Origin of the sequence: Nocardia sp. NPDC051463 (assembly GCF_040681975.1) — a bacterium.
Lineage (GTDB): Bacteria > Actinomycetota > Actinomycetes > Mycobacteriales > Mycobacteriaceae > Nocardia.
On the sequence record NZ_JBFBAB010000041.1, the window covers coordinates 1 to 19,062 of the forward strand.

The 19,062-nt window shown below is 63.6% G+C and carries 13 protein-coding genes and 1 pseudogene; 12 read left to right on the forward strand and 2 right to left on the reverse strand.

What is annotated here, in order from left to right; genetic code table 11:
• The first annotated feature begins 107 nt into the window (after positions 1–107).
• From AB0M74_RS32575 to AB0M74_RS32605, 7 genes and pseudogenes are all read left to right on the forward strand, one after another.
• Positions 108–1,598 carry a DUF2397 domain-containing protein gene (locus AB0M74_RS32575; protein WP_366530147.1) on the forward strand — a complete coding sequence of 497 codons (1,491 nt, stop codon included), beginning with the start codon at positions 108–110 and terminating at the stop codon, positions 1,596–1,598.
• Positions 1,595–2,749, forward strand: a pseudogene (locus tag AB0M74_RS32580) (TIGR02678 family protein). The gene AB0M74_RS32575 and the pseudogene AB0M74_RS32580 overlap by 4 nt, the downstream one beginning before the upstream one ends.
• Positions 2,750–2,759: 10 nt before the next feature.
• Positions 2,760–6,899: a TIGR02680 family protein gene (locus tag AB0M74_RS32585; protein WP_366530148.1), complete on the forward strand. Its 4,140-nt coding sequence runs from the start codon at positions 2,760–2,762 to the stop codon at positions 6,897–6,899.
• Positions 6,896–8,131 (forward strand): TIGR02679 domain-containing protein, encoded by a 1,236-nt coding sequence (locus tag AB0M74_RS32590; protein WP_366530149.1) that lies wholly within the window; start codon positions 6,896–6,898, stop codon positions 8,129–8,131. Before AB0M74_RS32585 ends, AB0M74_RS32590 begins: the two co-directional genes overlap by 4 nt.
• A 122-nt stretch (positions 8,132–8,253) precedes the next feature.
• On the forward strand, positions 8,254–12,087 hold the full coding sequence (locus AB0M74_RS32595; protein ID WP_366530150.1) for a DEAD/DEAH box helicase: 3,834 nt from the start codon (positions 8,254–8,256) through the stop codon (positions 12,085–12,087).
• Positions 12,088–12,235: 148 nt separating this feature from the next.
• Positions 12,236–12,688, forward strand: coding sequence for a helix-turn-helix domain-containing protein (locus AB0M74_RS32600; protein ID WP_366530151.1), 453 nt, complete (start codon positions 12,236–12,238; stop codon positions 12,686–12,688).
• Between the two features lie 49 nt (positions 12,689–12,737).
• Positions 12,738–13,349 carry a PIN domain-containing protein gene (locus AB0M74_RS32605; protein WP_366530152.1) on the forward strand — a complete coding sequence of 204 codons (612 nt, stop codon included), beginning with the start codon at positions 12,738–12,740 and terminating at the stop codon, positions 13,347–13,349.
• Positions 13,350–13,895: 546 nt separating this feature from the next.
• On the opposite strand, the gene AB0M74_RS32610 is transcribed toward AB0M74_RS32605, so the two are convergent.
• Together AB0M74_RS32610 and AB0M74_RS32615 are read right to left on the reverse strand one after the other, a co-directional pair.
• Entirely contained in the window at positions 13,896–14,207 is a 312-nt protein-coding gene (locus tag AB0M74_RS32610; RefSeq protein ID WP_366530153.1) for a hypothetical protein, read from the reverse strand.
• Positions 14,204–14,356 carry a hypothetical protein gene (locus tag AB0M74_RS32615; protein ID WP_366530154.1) on the reverse strand — a complete coding sequence of 51 codons (153 nt, stop codon included), beginning with the start codon at positions 14,354–14,356 and terminating at the stop codon, positions 14,204–14,206. The genes AB0M74_RS32610 and AB0M74_RS32615 overlap by 4 nt, the downstream gene beginning before the upstream one ends.
• Positions 14,357–14,733: 377 nt before the next feature.
• Here AB0M74_RS32615 and AB0M74_RS32620 point away from each other — a divergent pair, with 377 nt between their 5' ends.
• The 5 genes from AB0M74_RS32620 (at position 14,734) to AB0M74_RS32640 (ending at position 19,059) form a co-directional block, all read left to right on the forward strand.
• A complete protein-coding gene (locus tag AB0M74_RS32620) occupies positions 14,734–16,080 on the forward strand; it encodes a hypothetical protein (protein WP_366530155.1) in 1,347 nt (448 codons plus the stop codon).
• A complete protein-coding gene (locus AB0M74_RS32625) occupies positions 16,062–16,760 on the forward strand; it encodes a dihydrofolate reductase family protein (RefSeq protein WP_366530156.1) in 699 nt (232 codons plus the stop codon). Before AB0M74_RS32620 ends, AB0M74_RS32625 begins: the two co-directional genes overlap by 19 nt.
• Positions 16,761–17,255: 495 nt before the next feature.
• Complete coding sequence (locus tag AB0M74_RS32630; RefSeq protein WP_366530157.1) at positions 17,256–17,564, forward strand: WXG100 family type VII secretion target; 309 nt, start codon at positions 17,256–17,258, stop codon at positions 17,562–17,564.
• Positions 17,561–17,851, forward strand: coding sequence for a WXG100 family type VII secretion target (locus tag AB0M74_RS32635; protein WP_366530158.1), 291 nt, complete (start codon positions 17,561–17,563; stop codon positions 17,849–17,851). Before AB0M74_RS32630 ends, AB0M74_RS32635 begins: the two co-directional genes overlap by 4 nt.
• Complete coding sequence (locus tag AB0M74_RS32640; protein WP_366530159.1) at positions 17,851–19,059, forward strand: colicin E3/pyocin S6 family cytotoxin; 1,209 nt, start codon at positions 17,851–17,853, stop codon at positions 19,057–19,059. Before AB0M74_RS32635 ends, AB0M74_RS32640 begins: the two co-directional genes overlap by 1 nt.
• Positions 19,060–19,062 lie beyond the last annotated feature (3 nt).

The window sequence follows — 19,062 nt, forward strand, 5'->3', positions numbered from 1 at the left end:
GGCTACACACCTACAATCATCACCGCGGCCACACCGCACTCGGCGGACATCCACCAGCCAGCCGCGTTCCCAACCTCTCAGGTCAGTACAACTAGGTTGCCATGCCGATGTCCAAACCTGCGCACCTCGATCTCTTCCGCTACCTCGCCGCGGACGAGCGGGTCGAATATGTCGCCATCATGACGCGATTCACGGCGTCACTACTGGCGGATATGTCTGCGGCCACTGTGGCCGAGCAACTCGGTCGCGACGGCTTGCTACTCGACGTGGATGTCGCCGAGTCTCGGTGCCGACAGCTGGTGCGGTGGGGAAATTTGGTGCCCTCGCTGCGCGATGCCCGGGTGACCACCGTGCAGGACTACCTACGGGCGCGTTCGAGGTATCAAGTGTCGAGTCTCGGCGGCCGGGTGCATCGCAGCGCGGTGGAAATCATGGAAGCAGCCGACGGCGCACGTGAGGTTGCGCGCGAATTACTCGGCGAGATCGCCGAATCGCTGTCAGAGGTCATGAACACTGTGCAGCTCCCGATGTCTTCGGATCGGGCCGACCGGTTGGCCGGCATCGTGACGACGATCTTCAACAATCAGCGGCTCTTCACCGCCAGTGTCACGGACTTCTATGCGTACCTGGCCGGTGTGTTGAGTCGCTTCGACCTGCACGGCGCGGAGTATGCACAGTTCAAGGGCCTGCTGCTGGACTACGTCGACTTGATCACCGCGGATGTGAATCGGCATGCTCCCTTGATCGCTGACAGGCTGACATCGGTGTCGCAGAGTCTGGATGAGATTCTGGCCGTGCTGGATTCGGTGCCAAGGCTCGAGCTGGGCGACCTCGCGGCAGTAGAACGCTCGGGCGGCCGCAACCGTTCGGACTGGGAGCAACTGCGGCAGTGGTACACCGGTTCCGGTCAGGACTCGGGCCCGGCACAGCTGCGCGCTGCGGCCGGTCAGGCGCTTGGCCAGCTGCTGGTCAATGCCAAGCGGATGCTCCACTCGTCCTCGACGGGTTTTTCCCGGCGTGCCGATCTGCTGCGCCTGGCGGGTTGGCTCAACCAGTCCGGAGACCGCGAAGCCCACCGGATATTCGCCGCGGCGTTCGGGGCCTGGTCGACTCGGCATCTGTCACTCGGGCCGGAAGAACCCGACCCCAGGATCGGACCGATGACTTCATGGGTGGCTGCGGACCCCATCGATGTGCCGGTTTCGCTGCGGCAGAGAGGTACCCGGGCCGCAAAGGGGCGCTCGGCCCGGGTGCCCGATATCAGCGCCGACCGGGCGATAGTCGAGGCCGCCGTCCGTGCTGAAGCAGAGCGCAATGCTCGAGTGGCCACTGAACTTTCCGCCGCAGGGCAGCTCGACGGCGCCCACCTGTCACCACATGCCCGGACCGTGCTCCTCGACGAACTTGCCCGCCTGCTTGCGACGGCACCGGATCCGGCAACGTCTGCGTCCATCACGAATCAGGATCTCGGCGTGGTCCTGCACGCGGTACCCGGAGGTTCGACAACAGTCACCTCGACCGACGGATCCTTGGTCGTGCACGGGTATCAGCTCAGGTGCAGTCCGGCCGACGAAATTCCGTGGGAGCAGGCGCAATGACCAATTCGGACAGAACTCTCGCCACCAGCAGACAGGATGCCGCTGAGATCCGTGAGGCCGCGCGGATCCTGCTGCGAACACCGATCATCACTGCCGCGCGAGCTCCGGAGTCGATGGCGATTATCCGCAAGCATGCGGTGACCCTCCGAAAGCTGTTCGCCACCAATGTCGGATACCACCTCGTGGTGGAGGCAAGTTTTGCGCGGCTGGCCAAGTTGTCTCCGGAACACAGTGCCACGGAACGAGTTGTGTATCGCCGCAACGGGACACCATTCGGTGCCAGGGGCTACACGCTCCTTGTGCTGGCCTGCGGCGCACTGTTGGCTCCGGGGATAGGCGAGCAGGTCCTGTTGTCGGCGCTGGTCACCCAGATCCGCACCGATGCAGCCCAGCAACAGATCCCGTTGTCGGACAGCATCGTCGATCGTCGACTGCTGGTCGCCGCGCTGGCGGTGCTTCTCGAGTAGGGAGTCCTGACCGAGGTGGACGGCACGGTCGCACAGTGGGGTGAGTCGTCCGAGGAGGCGCTGCTGACGATCTGCCGCCCACTACTACCACACCTGCTGACGCGGTCGATCGGCTCAGGGGCTGACCGCCGCGATCTGCTGACCCCACAACCCGACGCGCCTCGTCGCAGGCTGCGGCGCCGATTGGTTGAGGAACCGGTCGTCCTGCGGTCCGATCTCGATCCCGACGAGCTCGATGTTCTGTCGCGTGAGCGATCTGAATTGACTCGAATGCTGGGTGAGGCATTCGGGTTGGTGCTCGAGGTCCGAGCAGAGGGAGCCCTCGGATACGACCCGGCCGATTCGTTGTCGGATATCGAGTTCCCGGGGACGGGAAGTGTCAAGCAGGCCGCATTGCTCCTGATCGGAGCGTTGCTCGACCTGACGGACGACGGCGTCACCGGCAGTATGGAATTCGCGTGGCCGGTGGTCGACTCTATACTCGCCGAACTGGTTCGCGTATATGGGCGCGCCTGGCGATCCGAATATGCCGATGCGCCAGGGGCGTTGCGCGACGACACTGTGGCGCTGCTGACGACCTTGCGGTTGGCCGAGCCGACACCTGACGCGCTCGTGCTGAATGCGGCCGCCGCTCGCTACCGGCCACAGCCCAAATCCGGCGGCACCCAGCTGACTTTCGAATGAGGAGAATTCGATGACCACCGTGGGTTCGAAGCACTTCGAGAAGCGTTGGCGGCTTTCTCGTGCGGGCATGGTGAATGTCTGGCACTACATCGACACCGAATTCACGCTGTCCGGTGGCCGTCTGATCCTGCGCGGCTCGAACGGGTCCGGCAAGTCGAGGGCGCTGGAGATGCTTCTGCCGTTCCTACTCGACGCCGACCGCCGCCGCATGGATGCGACCGGGTCACAAAAGGTGAGCCTCGACGAACTCATGCACTCCGGTATCGGGAACCAGACGAATCGGGTGGGCTACCTGTGGATCGAATTGACGCGCCCCGGAGAGTATCTGACTCTGGGCGCGCACATTCGATACAGCGCTTCCGCCAGGCGGAGCGAAGTCCACTACTTCACCACTGAGCGGCGCGTCGGACACGACCTGAAACTTGTCGCGGACACTCGGGAACCACTGGCCCGTGATCAACTCGCCGAACTGGTCGGGGCGCATCGGCTCGGCGATGCCGAGCAGCATCGGGAGGCCGTCCGCACGACGGTGTTCGGCCTGCACGGAGAGTCCGGTCGCGACCGGTTCACCGGCCTCGTGCAGTTGCTCCACACCTTGCGGTCCCCGGACGTCGGTAACCGCATCGATGAGGGCAAGCTGCCGCAGATCTTGTCCGATGCGCTGCCTCCGCTGAGTGAGCAGATGCTGGAAGCCGCCGGTGACCGACTCGACGATCTGTCCGAGACCAGGCTGGCTCAACAGCGACTGTCGGAAACGCTGGACCACACGCGCGAATTCCACGACGTGTACCGGCGGTATGCCGCAACGACACTCACCGCCGGTGCTGTGTCTGTGGAAGCGGCGCTCGACGCGGTCGGCACGGCTGTTGACGCGCATGAGGCACAGATCGCCGAGGTCGTCGAGCTCGCAGAGGGGAAGGCCAGTGTCGATCAGACGATCGGCGAGCTGACCGAGGAGCTGGTCACCTTGCAGGGCGCTATCGAGGTCCTCAGCGATCGTCCCGAATTCGCGGAGGCTGACGACCTGAAGTTGCGGGACGAGCACGTTGCGGTGCTGCGCGAATTCGCCGACACGGCGTTGGGCGGAGCAGATCAGGCGCGCAGGGATGAGCAGCAGCTCGTCGAGTCCGTCGAGCGGGACGTTGCCGCGGTCGACGCGGCGGTCGGTGCTGCTACGGCACAGTTGAGTATCGCCAAGGACCGGCTGTCCGACGTCGGCCTCGCCGCTGACGAACTGCCGGACGCCCTCAGTTTGGATCGGAAAACTGTCGGTGCGGTGACGGCCGTGGTGACGGACTCGTTGGATGGGCCGCCGGTATCGATCACTCGACCGATCCTGCCCACGTGGACGCTGGAGCCGTCTGATCTCTCGCATGTGACTGAATCTGCCAGCCGTTGTGCGGAGGCGGCGCTCCAACGTGGTCGCCTCGTCGAGCGTCGAACAGCCGAGGCGCGCCGGCTCGACACCGTGTTGAATCGGGTGCTGGAGCAGGAGAGTCGCGCCGAGCAGGCGGCGCAGACCGCTGAAACCCGCAGGGCTGCTGCGACGACAAGCGCGCAGGTGCGTGACGAGCTGGCCATCGAGCTGAATCGGCGCTGGCGGCAATGGGTTTCGTCGCCGGAGACCATACGGATCATTCCGGGCGCGGTGTGGCCGGCGGCACTATCGGAGGTGCTGGCAGTCGACCTCGAGGCGCTCTGTGGTGATTCCGAGTCCGAGTCCGAGTCCGATGACGTCCTGGCCGAACTCGACGCCGCACCCGCGCGTGCTGCCATACCGGTCCGGGAGGATCTGGCGGTTCGCAGCCGTACTCTGGTGGACGAACAGCGAGCCGATGATCTCTGCCGCGATGAGCTGGTAGCCCGTCGCAAACACCTTCTGGCCGAGCACGACCCCGAACCTCCGACCGGTTCGTGGCATCACGTTCACTCGGGAGTCCCACTGTGGGCGGCAGTAGACTTCCAACCACATCTCACTTCCGAGCAGCGCGCTGGAATCGAAGCCGCCCTTCTCGCTTCCGGCCTACTCACGGCGACAATCGCCCTCGACGCTACGGTTCAGGCCGAAGACGGACAGATTCTGCTGACCACGGCCGACATGCCCGCCCACTCGCCGTTATCGGGCGCACTGCGTCCTGATCCGGCAGCCGATGTACCAGCTGAGGTGATCGCATCGATTCTGGCCAGGGTCGGCCTACACGATCTCGACTGTCGGACAACGGTCGACACCGATGGCAGCTGGCGAAACGGAGTTCTAGCCGGTCGCCATACGCAACCCACAGCGCTCCATATCGGCTCTGCGGCGCGCGCCGCGAACCGTGCGGCAGAACTTGCGCAGATCGAAAGCCGACTCCACGATCTCGCTACCGCTGCCGAGAATCGTGAGACTGCACAAGCCGAGATCGACTGGCACCGTGGCGAACTCGATGCCCACCTGGCAACCGCGCCACGCACGCGCGAACTCGATCTGCAGCGGCAGGCCGCTCGGCTCGCCGAACGCGATGCGGCCGATGCCGAAGCCACGGCACACTCGCAACAACGCATGGCGACCACCGCTCGGGAAGAGTGGAGCACAGAATTCCAGACCCACAGCAGGCAGTGTGACAGTGCGGGTCTCCCCGTTGCGGCCGATCGGCTAGCGGCAATCGAGAAACATTGCACAAAGGCCGAGCAGTCCTGCCTGGACCTGCGAAAGGCGTTCGGGGAGGTGACCGATGCGGCCGACCGGCTTGTCAGCACGCCTGAGCAATTCGCCGAGGCACGCACTCGACGGGAGGACGCGGAGCTCGCCGCGGACGCTCGGCGTAGAGATTGGGTAAAGGAAGCCAACGAGGTCGCCGCTCGCCATGCGGCGCTGGATCTTTCGGTGCAGCAGCTTCATGACGAGCTTGGACGCAGCAAAAAGGCCTACGCAAACACCAGGGGCAAGCTCGGTGAGCTCGGTCGTAAGCAAACCGATCTCATCTCGAAATGCGCTTTGGCCGAACATGATCGCGACCTCGCAGAAGCCGAAGTTCGGACCTGTATCGACGAGATGCGTATTGCTGGAGTCGCTTTCGATACCCGCCTCCGGTTGCCAGGCTTGGCGGCTGCCGCCTCGGAGGCCGCCGTGGAGCGGATCGCGGATACCACGGATCGGGAGCGCATCCGCCGGGTGATTCGCGCGGCCCGAACCACGTGGAAGGTGTCGAAGCCGATTGGACTCAATCAGCTGATCGCTGCGCTGCGGCGTTTCGAGGCGGGTGTAAGCGGGCAGCTCGATGTCACCCACCATGTCGAATCGGATGTCTACCTCGTGCACATCGAAGGTGCGGAGGAGCACCACGATTGCACAGCGGTGCTCGATTACCTGATCCGTCGTGACGAGCAGGGCCGGGCCGCGTTGTCCGAGCGGGAGCGGCAGGTGTTCACCGAGTTCGTTCTCGGCGGTGTCGCCGACGAGCTCCGTCGCCGGGTCGAGCAATCCGATGCGCTGATGAAAGCGATGGATACCAGCCTTGCCGGTAGCCGGACCAGTCATGGCATCGGTGTGTCGATCGCCTGGTCCCTCGACACCGCCGACCCCGAGCTGCAACGTCTGATCGAACTCGTCAAGACCAACGACGCCGTTCGTTCCGAGGATGCCGATGACGAGCTCGTCGGTCTGATCCGCCGCCGTGTCGAACAGCTGCACGCTGCCGACTCGTCGGTCGGCTACACGGCGCATCTGCGGGCAGCCCTCGACTATCGTGCCTGGCACTCCGTCGAGGTCACCATCGTCGGGCCCGAGCCCAATCAGCGTCGCCGAATCTCGAAGCGCGCCAAAATATCCCAAGGTGAGACACGATTCGTATCCTATGTGACGTTGTTCGCCGCCGCTGACGGATTCTTGTCGGGTCTGCCGGCCAGTGATCAAGCACTGCGTTTGGTCCTGCTCGATGATGCCTTCGCCAAGGTCGACGAGCGGGCGATCGGTGAGCTGATGGGGTTGTTGGTGCGCCTCGACATCGACTTCGTGATGACCGGGCACGCACTGTGGGGGACTGTGCCGGAGGTGCCTACACTCGACATCTACGAGATCCGCAGGATCGGTGGCAGCGCGGTGATCCCCACTTGGATCCAATGGAATGGGCGGAAGAAGACCTTCATGCAGGTGGTGCGACCCGCATGACCATGCCAGAGAAGACTCGGCAGTACCTGGCCGACCCAGCCTGGGCGGACCTGTGGATCCGGGTACGCAAACGGTTGGAGACCACCGGGCACAAGGTCGCGGGGACGGTCACGGTCGACCTGGATGATGATGCCGCGCAGCGACTCTCAGGACTGCTCGGACAGCGCATAGTGGTCGGCCGCCGACGCCTGCGACTGAACGAACTCGACGAGGCGCTACGGGACAGTGCTGCCCGCAGTGGGTTGGTCCCGGTCGTCGCCCAACTCACCGGCGGTCCGCTGCGAGATCGACCGTCGGAGCGGCTGGCGCGCGGCGATACGCTGCAGCAATTGTGGGACGATGTCGAAAGAGCATTGTCCGGCAATGGTTTCGGTGCGGCCGAATGGGCACAGCCATGGGTCCAATGGTTGCATCAGTCCACGCTGCTGGTTCGCGGTGGGAGTCGTGCAGTAGCCGAATTCGATATTGCGGCACGGGCGCTCGCTGTCGTGTTGGCCGATCGACGGACCCGGCGAATGCTCGGTGAGCTGGCGAACACCGTCGGCGGCACCGCGCACGCGCTCGACCCGGATCAGCTTGCCGGTCGGATTGCTGTGCGGGGCTTGGGTTTCGCGCTCGACACCGCGGATCCCCAGACACCCCGCGATCGCATCGAACTGTGGGAGCAGGTCGGTGTGTCGGTGGACAGGATCTCGGGGACGGTCCTCACCTGGGGGTTCCGGCCTCCAGGCAATGACCCTTGGTCCCGGATGATGCAGGCTCGCGCGGACCTTGGCCTGATCAGCCACCTGACCTTGGCCGAGCTTTCAGTCACACCGCACGAGCTGGTTCCAGCCACCACGATCGTCAGCGGATGTGAGAACCCCCAAGTGCTGCAGCGCATCGCCGAATCCGGTATCGATCGGCCCGCGGTATGTTTCAGCGGAAACCCGTCGTCAGCTGGACAGCTTGTGGCCGAACGGGTCCGCCTCCGATACCACGGAGATTTCGACTGGCCCGGTGTGGCGATCACCGGCCGTCTCATCGCGGTTGGTGCCGAACCCTGGCGGATGGGCGCCGAGGACTATCTGCGCGCAGTATCCGCGGGGATCCCCCGCATCCAGCTCACCGGTTGCCCGGCGGCAACGCCATGGGAACCCGGTCTGCAACAAGAAATGGAACGCGTTGGTCAGGCCGTCCACGAGGAATCAGTCATGGATGATCTGCTGGGTGACCTGTGGGACAGGACCTGACGTTGTTCCGCATCCTGCCGAACGGTTCAGCATGAGCTGGGCGAGCTGGTGACCCGGTCTAGCCGAATGAGGGTGCCATCGAATTGGAGCGTTGTGCGGCGGCGGTGCCGAGACCGAGGGGGATGCGGTTGCTAATCGCCCCCTGCGCTGGCAGTGGGCTAGTTACACTTAAGTTCAAGTGCGGCAGTGGGTTTCGCCATCAGTCGAGTAGGGGTGGGGTTGTGGGGCGTGATGATCTGCGCGTGAGTCGGCAAGCTCGGATTCTGCGCTATTGGCGTGCCGTCGAGTACTTCACTCCGCAGAAGGTCGACGCGCCCAGCCGTGAAAACGGTGTTGTCAACCTGCATCCCGGAGCCACGCTGCCCTGGCATGCACGCCGCAGCACGCCGCAGGACAGGGTTTGGCGCTACACCGTCTATGCAGGTGTCTTCGGCATCAACCGGGTGCGTGAGGTTCTGGACACAGTACTGGCGCCTGACGATGAACCTTCCGATCCAGGTGGTCGAAAAGAAGGTGATACTGCCCTGGTGAGCCTGACCCTCGACGACACCGGTCGGCTCTACAAGTCGAGCGTGACACTGTCATCGTGTGCCTGGGCAGTCGGCCGCACGGTTGGTACCCCAGGACCGGGTGCCGATGACTGGCTCGATGGTTTCGCCGACCAGCAAGCCCGAATGCTGCGGGTGCTGTTCGACCTCGGTGACGGTCGTATTCCTATCGAGGACGGCGAAGTTCGATCTCGCGGCGCGCGGGCCGTGCGATTGGTCGCGGGTCTCGCTGCCAGGGTCGCGATTGATGTGGGTATCGGTGGGCTCGCTTCGCTTCCTGGACTGGTGGGTTCGGTGATCGAGTCCCGGTTCGGTGAAACAGCGTCGACGGTGGCGGAATCAGTGACCGACGCGATAGCCGATGACGCCATCGGGGGACTCGAGAACCGCCGTGACGGGGCAGACGACGAATCCGGCGAGACAGCGACCTCCGAGAAGTCAACCGGTGAATCACTGGGCACGAAAGTGCTCGAGCTCGACGACCTGGCCGCCATCGCGCGGTGGGTCTCCGAGGAGCTGGGTGTCGACGAAGTACTCGAGCCGTCACGAATCTGGGTGAAGTGCTTCACCGTGCCCCAGCGTCGGGCCGACGAGGTGTCCGGCGACGAACTGCTCAACAGCTTCTACGTCGGTGACCTCGAACGTGTCGCTCGTGAACTGGACCGCGGCAACGTCGGCGCCGCGTTGTCGCGATACCTCACCGAGGATGAATCGACGGCAGCGTCGGGCCGGGTCGATGTGCGCCGGGATCCGTCGGTGTTGTTGCGCGCGGTACACCCGCAGAAGGTGCCGTTGGGTCGCTGGCCGGAGAAGCCGACGCATCCCCTGGCGCTGAGTCAGCAGTTCGCCATCAACACGATCATCGCTGAGCTCGCCGATCCGCATGCCAGTGGTATTTATGCCGTGAATGGACCCCCGGGCACTGGAAAGACGACGATGCTCCGCGATCTGATCGCCTCGATCATCGTCGACAGGGCCACGGTGCTGTCTGAGCTGTCCCGTCCGCGCGCCGCCTTCTGCGAGCAACAACTGCGATGGGAAGACGACGAGGGATGGCCGCGGAAGCTGACTCCGCTGGTAGATGAACTGACCGGTTTCGAGATCGTCTTTGCCTCCTCCAACAACGGCGCCGTCGAGAACATCACCTTGGAAGTTCCGTCCGTGGGAGCGATCGATCGCGAGGCTTTTCCCGACGCTGAATATTTCGCGGGCCCGGCGACGTATCTTGCCGAGGTTCCGTGCTGGGGCGCGATTGCCGCCCGGCTCGGCAAGCGCGCTAATCGCAGGGACTTCGCGCAGCGGTTCTGGTGGGGACCCAGGTCCGGGAGCGACGCCACTGACGATCAGCCAGAGGTCGGAATTAACTCGATTCTTCGCGATCTGCAGGAGGTGGCGCCCGACGAGCGCGCCCGTACATGGCGGGATGCTGTCCAGCGCTTCCGTGCTGCCGTCGAGCGTGTCGATGCCATGGCGACCGCCCGCGCTGCTGTTGCGGATTGTCTCGCCCTGACCAGCGGGCCTGATCCGGAGCTGGACGCGCTGCGCCGTCAACTGCTCGGCGCCGATGGTCGGGAGCAGGAGCTGCGCGCACACCGCGAGCAGGTAGTGGAAGTGCTGGCTCGAGGACGTGCTGCCGCACGGCGCGGCAGTGACAAGGTGGAGGCCGTCGAGGCCGCCCTCGCCGCCGCCCGGGACGCCGTAGCTCGGGCCGACCACGCCCTTGCGCGCGCCGAAGCGGCCTTCCACGCTCAGGGCGCTTCTCGCCCTGGCTGGTGGCGACGGTTCTTCTCACGAGACGCTGACCGTGACTGGGCAGATGCCGTGGCGCCGTACGCCGCCGCGGTCGAAGAATGCGCAGGGCGGGTGCATCGTGCCGACGAATCACGCGAGCAATACGATGTGGAACTGCGGGTGGCTCTCTCCCGGCAATTAGACCTCGATCGAGCGGTGATCGCCGCACAGGGGCAGTTGGGTGCCTGTGATCGAGAACAGTCGTCGGCGCAGCTGACCACCCAGGCGGCTCAGCGTGCGATAGCCCGCCGTGAGGCCGAAATAGAGCGTGCGCGTGCGCAACTCGACCAAGCGCGGTGCGACTGGCCGGGAACTGTGCCTGGACCGGAATGGGACGCACAGCTCGATGACCGTGCGGCGATGGAAACACGGGAACGGTCGGCCCCCTGGATGGACGAGGAGTTCGCCACGGCGCGTTCCGAGGTCCTCGTCGCGGCGCTCGACTTGCACTACGCGACGTTGGCCGCCGAACCGAAATTGGCTTGGGACAATCTCCGCGCTGCCATCGACGTGGTATCCGGAGATTCTCCCGCCAACCTCCCGGAATCCACGGTGTTGGCAGCCTGGCAGATGCTGTTCTTCGTCGTCCCCGCGTTGTCGACCACTTTCGCCTCGCTGCCGACGATGTTCGCCGGCCTCGGTCGCGAAAGCGTGGGTTGGTTGTGTATCGACGAAGCCGGGCAGGCCAGTCCGCAAGCTGCGGTCGGAGGGCTGTGGCGCAGTCGACGGGCGGTGGTTGTCGGAGACCCGCGTCAGCTCGAACCTGTGGTGAGTTTGCCGTGGCAAGGTCAGCGCCGCCTCGCCCACACCTTCGATGTCGATGTCCGCTGGGCACCGCAGCGTGCATCTGCGCAGGCGGTCGCCGACCGCGTGACAAGGTTCGGCACGTGGCTGCCCGATCTGGATTCGCTCGACCAGATCTGGGTGGGCTCGCCGCTGCGTGTCCACCGTCGCTGTGACCGCTTGATGTTCGAGGTCAGCAACGCAATTGCCTACGACCACATGATGGTGAACGGGGTCAGCGGCCGGTCGGCGGATTTCGAGTTGGGCGAGCGCAACCTATGGATAGATGTTCCAGCCATGGCCGACGGACCGAAGTGGAACCCGGTGGAGGGCAAGCATGTCCATGCGATATTGCGGATGATCCGGCAACGTCTTGCTGCGGCGATGGACGTGGAATCAGCGGAGTCGACACCGGAGTGGGTGGGCACGGACAAAGCCCGGAACGACGAACTACGTCGCCGACTCGAGAACTCCGTGTTCATCGTCAGTCCGTTTCGTGATGTCGTGACTGGGTTGGCGAAATACATGCGTGGCGAGGGCATGCCGATCTCGGGCACACGCCTGGGCACGGTGCACACTACCCAGGGCAAGGAAGCCGACATCGTGATCTTGGTTCTCGGCACCGCAACGGACGGCAAGCGCGCCCGTGACTGGGCGTCAGCTACTCCGAACCTGCTCAACGTCGCGGTCACTCGTGCGCGCCGCCGCCTGGTCGTCGTGGGCGACTACGAGAACTGGGCGTCTTTGCGGAACTTCGCGGTGCTGGCACGTCATACGCGGCAGGGCGGGGAGTTGCATCGCTGGCAGCCCAGAGATGGCACGGCGGATGCATAGGCCAGGCTCGCGCGAATGATCGCGTGGAATGAACGGGGACATCAGGGCTGTAGTTGCACTTGTAACCGAAAGGTCTTTGTAGATACAAGTGAAGCTCGCTAGACTTGGTACATGTACCAGCTCCGCAACCAAATCGAAGGAGAGGGCCATGGATCCGCTGCTGCGCGGTGATCGCGCGACAGTGTCGGTGACCACACGCGAGGTCGAGCAAGCCGGTAACGTTCGCGCATTCCTGGGGAATGCTCAGCCGACGCTTTCTGTGCAGGCAGGTGAGGGCCCCGATGCCTTGCTGACTGTGCCGGCCGAACTGACGTCTGTGATCCTGCAGCTGATCGATCTCGTCGGACGAGGCTGCACGGTTACTGTCGGCAGCATCCCCGCCGAGGTGACCACTACCGTGGCCGCGCAGATGCTGAACATCTCCCGGACCACTGTTATGAAACTCGTCAGGGAGCAGAAGATTTTGTCGCACAAGGTCGGTGCGCACACTCGTCTGTTCAGCCGGGATGTCATCGAATACCGGCGGGCCCAATTGGCCCGTCAGAGTGCGGCTTTCGATGAGTTGCGTGCTCTCGAGGAGCAATGGGGAATCACGGACTGACCCGATAGATCCAGCTGCCGACCTGCCTGCGCCCGCTACGATGATCCGCATGGGCGGCAGGCAGGTGCAGCGAGTTCTGGTGGATGCCAACATCTTCTATTCCCGCACATTACGCGACTGGCTCTGTCTGCTCTACCTACGCGGAGGTAGCGAGATGTTCCAGGTTTACTGGACCGAGGACATCATGGCCGAGGCCCTGTACCACCTCCGCAGGAAGAACCCATTCCTCGCCGAGCAGCAGGTCGGAGGAATACGGCGAACTATCATCGAGACCTTCGGCGACCACAGCCAAATCGTCCGTTACACCATCGATCGGGATCTCGTCTATCCCGATGTCATGGACGCCCATGTTCACGGCGCAGCCGTCCACGCGGAGGTGGACATCGTCCTGACGGCGAACCGTGACGACTTCGACTTCGACGGCAGCGATGACCTGACCTACGAGGTCTACAGCGCTGACGCTTTTTTCGAACTGATCGATGACTCGAAGCCCGCGCTCGTTCGCGCGGTGGCGCAAGAGCAACTTGTCTACTGGGTTGAGCGCAAAGGCAAAGCGCTGCCGGAAGCCCTGCGCACGGCAGGTGCCGACGGCTTCGCCGAACGTGTGCGGCGACACCTGCAGACGCTGGATGTGGGTCGGATCTTCGCCGCGAATCCATGATTCGGGTGGGCTGACCAAGCAATCCTCTCCTTGGACACGTTGGCGAGATCGGCGGCGTCGGAGGCTGCAGCGGGCCGGTTGCGGGCGCCGCGCCTTGGCGCCGCCTCCGTACATGTCGGTGCCCAACGTCATCATGGGAAACGGGAGCGAGACAACTCAGCCCAGCGGGGAGTGGCGATGAGAAATCAGTTTATGGCGGCATGTGCGATGTGCGGTGCAGTGCTCGAGGAAAGGGAAGGCACTGTGCTCACCCGCGGTCGGCGTTCCCCGTACCCGGTCGTTTGCGACCCCTGCATGCCTGAGGTCTACGAAATGGAAAGGGAAGCCCGGGAACAGGAGGGTGATTGCGGCTGAATTCAATATCGACGGCCGTGTTCGGTACACGATGTGAAGCAGCCAAAACCCTTGTGAATCTTTGCTATTCACTTCCGCGCCACTTGCGCTTGGGCTTACGCTGCGACCCCCGCACCGGCCAGCACACCGCCCACACCAACACCGCCAACGGCACACCAGCGGCCAGCACCAGGCCGGCTGTACTCCAACCCGTCATCCCTGCCGCCCACACGAAAACGCGGTCCACCGAGCGAAAGACATTCGCGGAGTAACAGTTTCGACGTCGGCGACACACATCACCGCATGCAACATCAGCACGTCCATATGCAGCGGTGACGGCATGATCACCGCATCCACATCCGCACCCCGAACCTGGTCGACCAGCGGCACCAGTGTGATTTCCGGCGGCCACACCAGCGCGTAGCCGAGTCGCCGCGCCAGCCGCCGCACCTGCGCGGCATCCCATTCCGGCATTCCGGTGACCGCCGGGTCTATCCAACCCAGCGCTGTCGGACGCGACCTCATCGCTGCCTTGCATCGCCAGGTGCGGCTGTCAATGTGAGCCGTGCGGCGAGTGCCGCGGCATCCGCACCGGGGTCGGTAAGCCCATCGAGTACATCCAGCAAGGTCTGCATTTCGGGGCCGGGCACCGCCGGTGGCTTGGGATCAAGCAAATGGCGACAGTCCAGCCGCTCGGCGTGACAACGAGTCTCGATCACATGCTCCGGACCTTTGGTCCGTTCGAAGCGGACTGTTTTCGGCCTTCTCTCGTCAGAATCGGTGGGTCTGGATCGCCAGTGCGTGTGCTGCTGGCAGATGTCCGTGTCCGGATTCATTCGTGCTTTCCCTCCTGATCGCGTATTGGTAAGCACCCGCCGCCGAGGAGCAGTCGCCACCGACCAGATTGGGTCGGTGTGCCGATGCGGTGCCCGACATCGAACTCGGTGGCGGGGCTGTATCCACCATCTCGCAACATTGCTGGTCAGACCAGGTACGGGGCGTGTACTGGAGAGGTACTCTCAGGGCACTCGACCGGGTATGAGGGGGACGGATGAAGTCGTGTGGACGATGGACCGGGCGCGAAGTCGCAGCATTCAGGGAGGCGCTGCGACAAAAACAGGAAGAGTTCGCGGCCACCGTCGGAGTGTCGGTAGAAGCACTTAAGAAGTGGGAGCGACGCAAGAGATCCATCCAGCTCTCTGCCTCATACGCCGCACGGATGGATCGCGAACTGCAACGCGCCGATGCCGCTGTCGTAGAACGCTTCTGGTCGATCCTCGAAGACCCGGCTACCGTGAGCGTCAAAGCCGGGAGCAACCTTGGCGCACTGCTCGAATCAAGTGCCGACACCGACTATGTCCTTGTGCCGGCACGCACCGTCACAGGAGAGGTCGTTCTGGTGTCGTTGCCTCGCCGCAGCTTCATCGTCGGCGTCGGTGCTGTCGGCGTCGGTGCCAGCGCGGCACTGTCGAGCCGGCCGTTGGCGGATGCGTTCGCGCACAGCGGCATAGACCACGTCAAGCACTTCCTTGACAAGCGGATGGGCATCATCGAGTCCGACAACATCTACGGGGCGGCGGTCACGCTTCCCGAGGTGCTCAGTGCGATCGCACGTATGGAGGCACTTCGTCGCGCGAAAGTCGCCGATTCGAAGGCAATGCTTCGCCTACTGGCGATATACGCCGAAACCGCGGCCTGGCAGTACCAGGACCAGCGAGCATTCAAGGATGCCCAGCGTTGGGCCGAAAAGGCCCTCACGTGGTCTCATCAACTCGGAGACAGCTACTGCATTGGTTTGTCACTGGTCCGACTGAGCCAACTGGCCACAGATATGGCCGATTTCGAAGGTGGGAAGGAGTGGGCCGACGCCGCCGAACGCACCGCCCCACCTGGCTCATTGTTCGTCGCTGCTGCCGTCACCTTCGGTGCGCACGCACTTGCATTGGGCGGCGACCGGTCAGCGAGCGCGCGCTGCTACGACACCGCCCGCACACTCGTCGACCGTGCCGACACCGACCCCGAGTGGGGGTTCTTTCTCGATCATTCCTACATCAACGCCTACCAAGCCCACAGTCTCGCCGAGACTGGCGAATACGCCACTGCCACAAAGCAGTTCGCCGAAGCAACGGCATGCCTGCAAGCCGGTTATCCGCGGGAACGGGGCGTGTACCTGGCGCGCACTGCGGTTGCCCACCTCGGCGCCGGTGAGATCGAACCCGCCGCCAGGCTGGGGCTACAAGCGTTGCACATCGGCACTGGTACTGGGTCGGGCCGCATCATGGACAAGGTGATCACATTGGCGGGCATGATCGACTCTGCCAGCAGGCAACCGGGAGTCGATGAGTTCGTCGATGAATTCGAGAAATGGAAGGCCGCGAATTGCCCCGACCCTACGTAGTCCTGTCCGTCGCGGTCAGTGTCGACGGCTACATCGATGACACGATTCCCGAACGCCTCTACTTGTCCAACGACGCCGACTTCGACCGTGTCGATCAGGTGCGCGCCGAGTCCGACGCGATTCTCATCGGTGCCGAGACCCTGCGCCGAGACAATCCGCGACTGATCATCAAGAACGAAGAACGTCTCGCCGCTCGCGCCGCTGCCGGCAAACCAGCACATCTACAGAAAGTCGTGGTCACAGCATCCGGGGATCTCGACCCCGCCGCACGGTTCTGGTATCACGGCGTCGAGGAACGAAAGCCGATCATCTACACCACCGACACAGGCGCGGAGAAGCTCCACCATCAACTGGGTGAGCTCGCCGATATCGCGCCCCTCGGCGATGCCGTCGACTTTGCCGTCCTCGTGGACGATCTAGGAGACCGTGGCATCGGTCAACTGATGATCGAGGGCGGCACCAGTATCCACACCGCGGTTCTGTCTGCGGGGCTCGCCGACGAGCTCCACCTCGCTGTCGCTCCGCTGCTGGTCGGACAAGCCGATGCACCACGCTTCGTGAACCCGGCTGCTTTCCCCGGGGGTTCTCGGCGACGGATGCAACTCGTCGACGTCACACAGATCGGTGACGTCGCGCTTCTGCGCTATCACCCCAAGAATGACTCCACACAGTTGAGCTGAGGATGTCCGAGATCGAGGAAGTCGCAACGGAATTTCGGCGACTCGCCAACCTCGGCGCGCTCCCGGCCCTCTGCTTGACGACCTCTGACCAGAACTCGGTCCAACGAGCGAAAGACATTCGCGGAGTGATGGCTTCGACAACCGCGACACACATCACCGCGTGCAGGATGAGCACGACCGACCTCACCAACGAAGCCGCGGCAGCTTCTCACCGGCGAAAGCGCTTCTCGCATAATGACCTTGGCTACAGGCCTGACCGACTCGCCCAGTGACTCCACACGCTTCTGCAGCTCGGACATACACCACACCGGCCCGCAGCTCGTCCGCGACCGGTTCATCCATGAGATCGACAGCCAGTAGCAGGCGGGGTGCATCGGCGGCTGTGAAGCACGATTGTCGTTGTACCCCAATATGTTCTACCGGTGCGCATGCCGCTGCGGAGGCACTCACGCCGGACCCAATTCGCCCTACCTTTCGTGTGCTAACGTCGCGCAAGTGCATGCAAACCCGCAAGAGATGCACGCCACAGCGGACCGGATGTCAGCGAAAGCAGATGAATTCTGGGACGACATCGAGGCGTTGCGTAAAGAAGCCGGAACGCTGATGTCCACCGACTGGATCGGGGAGGCCGCGAGCACACACGCTGCCCTGTGGACGGAGTGGGTCGAGTCCGCTCGGACGGTGGCTACGACGCTGCGCGAGGATGCCGCACTCGTGCATCAAGCAGCCAACTCCTACACCGATACCGATGTAAACAATGCAAACTCATTGACTGACATGCCATTCAGCCTGGGCGATTTGTGACGGACTCCTACAAAGCCGATACTGACCAAATCCTGGCACTCGTTGCGAAGGCCAAGACTATTGGTCAGCAGATCGAACAACGGATCGCCGATATTGAGCGCGAGGTCGCAGCGTTACACATCGAGTGGAGCGGCTCGGCTGCCGATGCCCACAAGAGCAAACACGACATCTGGCAGAGCGAAATACAGGATATGAGGACAGCGCTCGCTGAACTCGAAGCTGCCGCCCAGGGTGCCCACGACCGCTACCTCGCCAACGTCGAGCACAACAAGGGAATGTGGCCCTGATGGCGCCCATCACAATGAATACCGGCCTCGTTAACAATGCCGCGGCGTTGTACAAGACGGCGTACGGCAATGCCGAAACCGTCGTCAAGACTCTCGCAGCAGCCCTCGATGCGAACTGGGGTTGCGCAGGCAGCGACAGTGCGGCGCGTACATGGGCCAGCAGTTACGACCCGGCCGCCTTCGATGCGGTAGCCGCCGGAACAGACATCGTCAACTCTTTCGGCAAACTCCACGATCTTCTCGCATTCACGGCGGTGAATCACTCCAACACCGAGAAGCAGAACAAGCAACCCCCTGAGACCCCTGACCCAGATCCAGCTGTTCTGCCCGCTACTACAGCGCCGACCTTCAAGGGAGCTTTCGGCGGTGCGACCGATCCCCCCTTTGGTTGGGAGGTGATCAGCAGCTGGCTGCAGGGCCACACATGGCCGAACGGCGACCCCGACAAGCTGAGAAAGCTGGGCACTGCCTGGCGAACGGCCGCAACCGGGCTACGGCAGGCCAGCAGTGGGACCAATCAGGGATGGATCGATCTCGAAGAACTCAATTCGGACGAGCTGCCCCAAGCGCTCGCCCAGATGGACATTGTCTTCGCCGGAGTCGAGGACGTCGCGACCCAATACGAAAACCTCGCCAGCGCCTGTGATGACTGGGCGGACCAGATCGAGGAGGCCCACGGCAAGCTTCTCGCGATCCTCGCCGGAGCTCTCGGTGTGGCGATCATTTCGGGAGTTGTCGTCGGATTATTCACCGGAGGCACCGGGGCGACTGTCACCACGGGAGCCAGCGCCAGCGGCGCAGCTGCCCTTGCTATCTCCGTTCTCGTTGGTTTCGAGGCGAGCGCCGCCGTACTCACAGGTGTGACCGTAGCCGCAGGGGCGGCCGCTATTGGCGTCGCCACCGAACTACAGCCCTTACTCGAGGCCAGCCCTACCCAGTTCAACGCAAAAACTAAGGGTGGCGGAAACCAACAGCACTACGTCACACCGCCCAAGGATCTGAAGGGTTTCCCCAATGCCAAGCCGGCAAAGCGCTTGGGCCGAAGGAAGCGCTGGGTAGACGATGACGGCAATATTTACGAGTGGGACTATCAACACGGCGCGGTGGAGAAGTACAGCAAGAACGGTAAGCACCTCGGCGAATACGATGCCGAGACCGGCGCTCAAAACAAGCCAGGTGACTCCCAGCGCAAGCCGGAGGGAAAGTAGCTG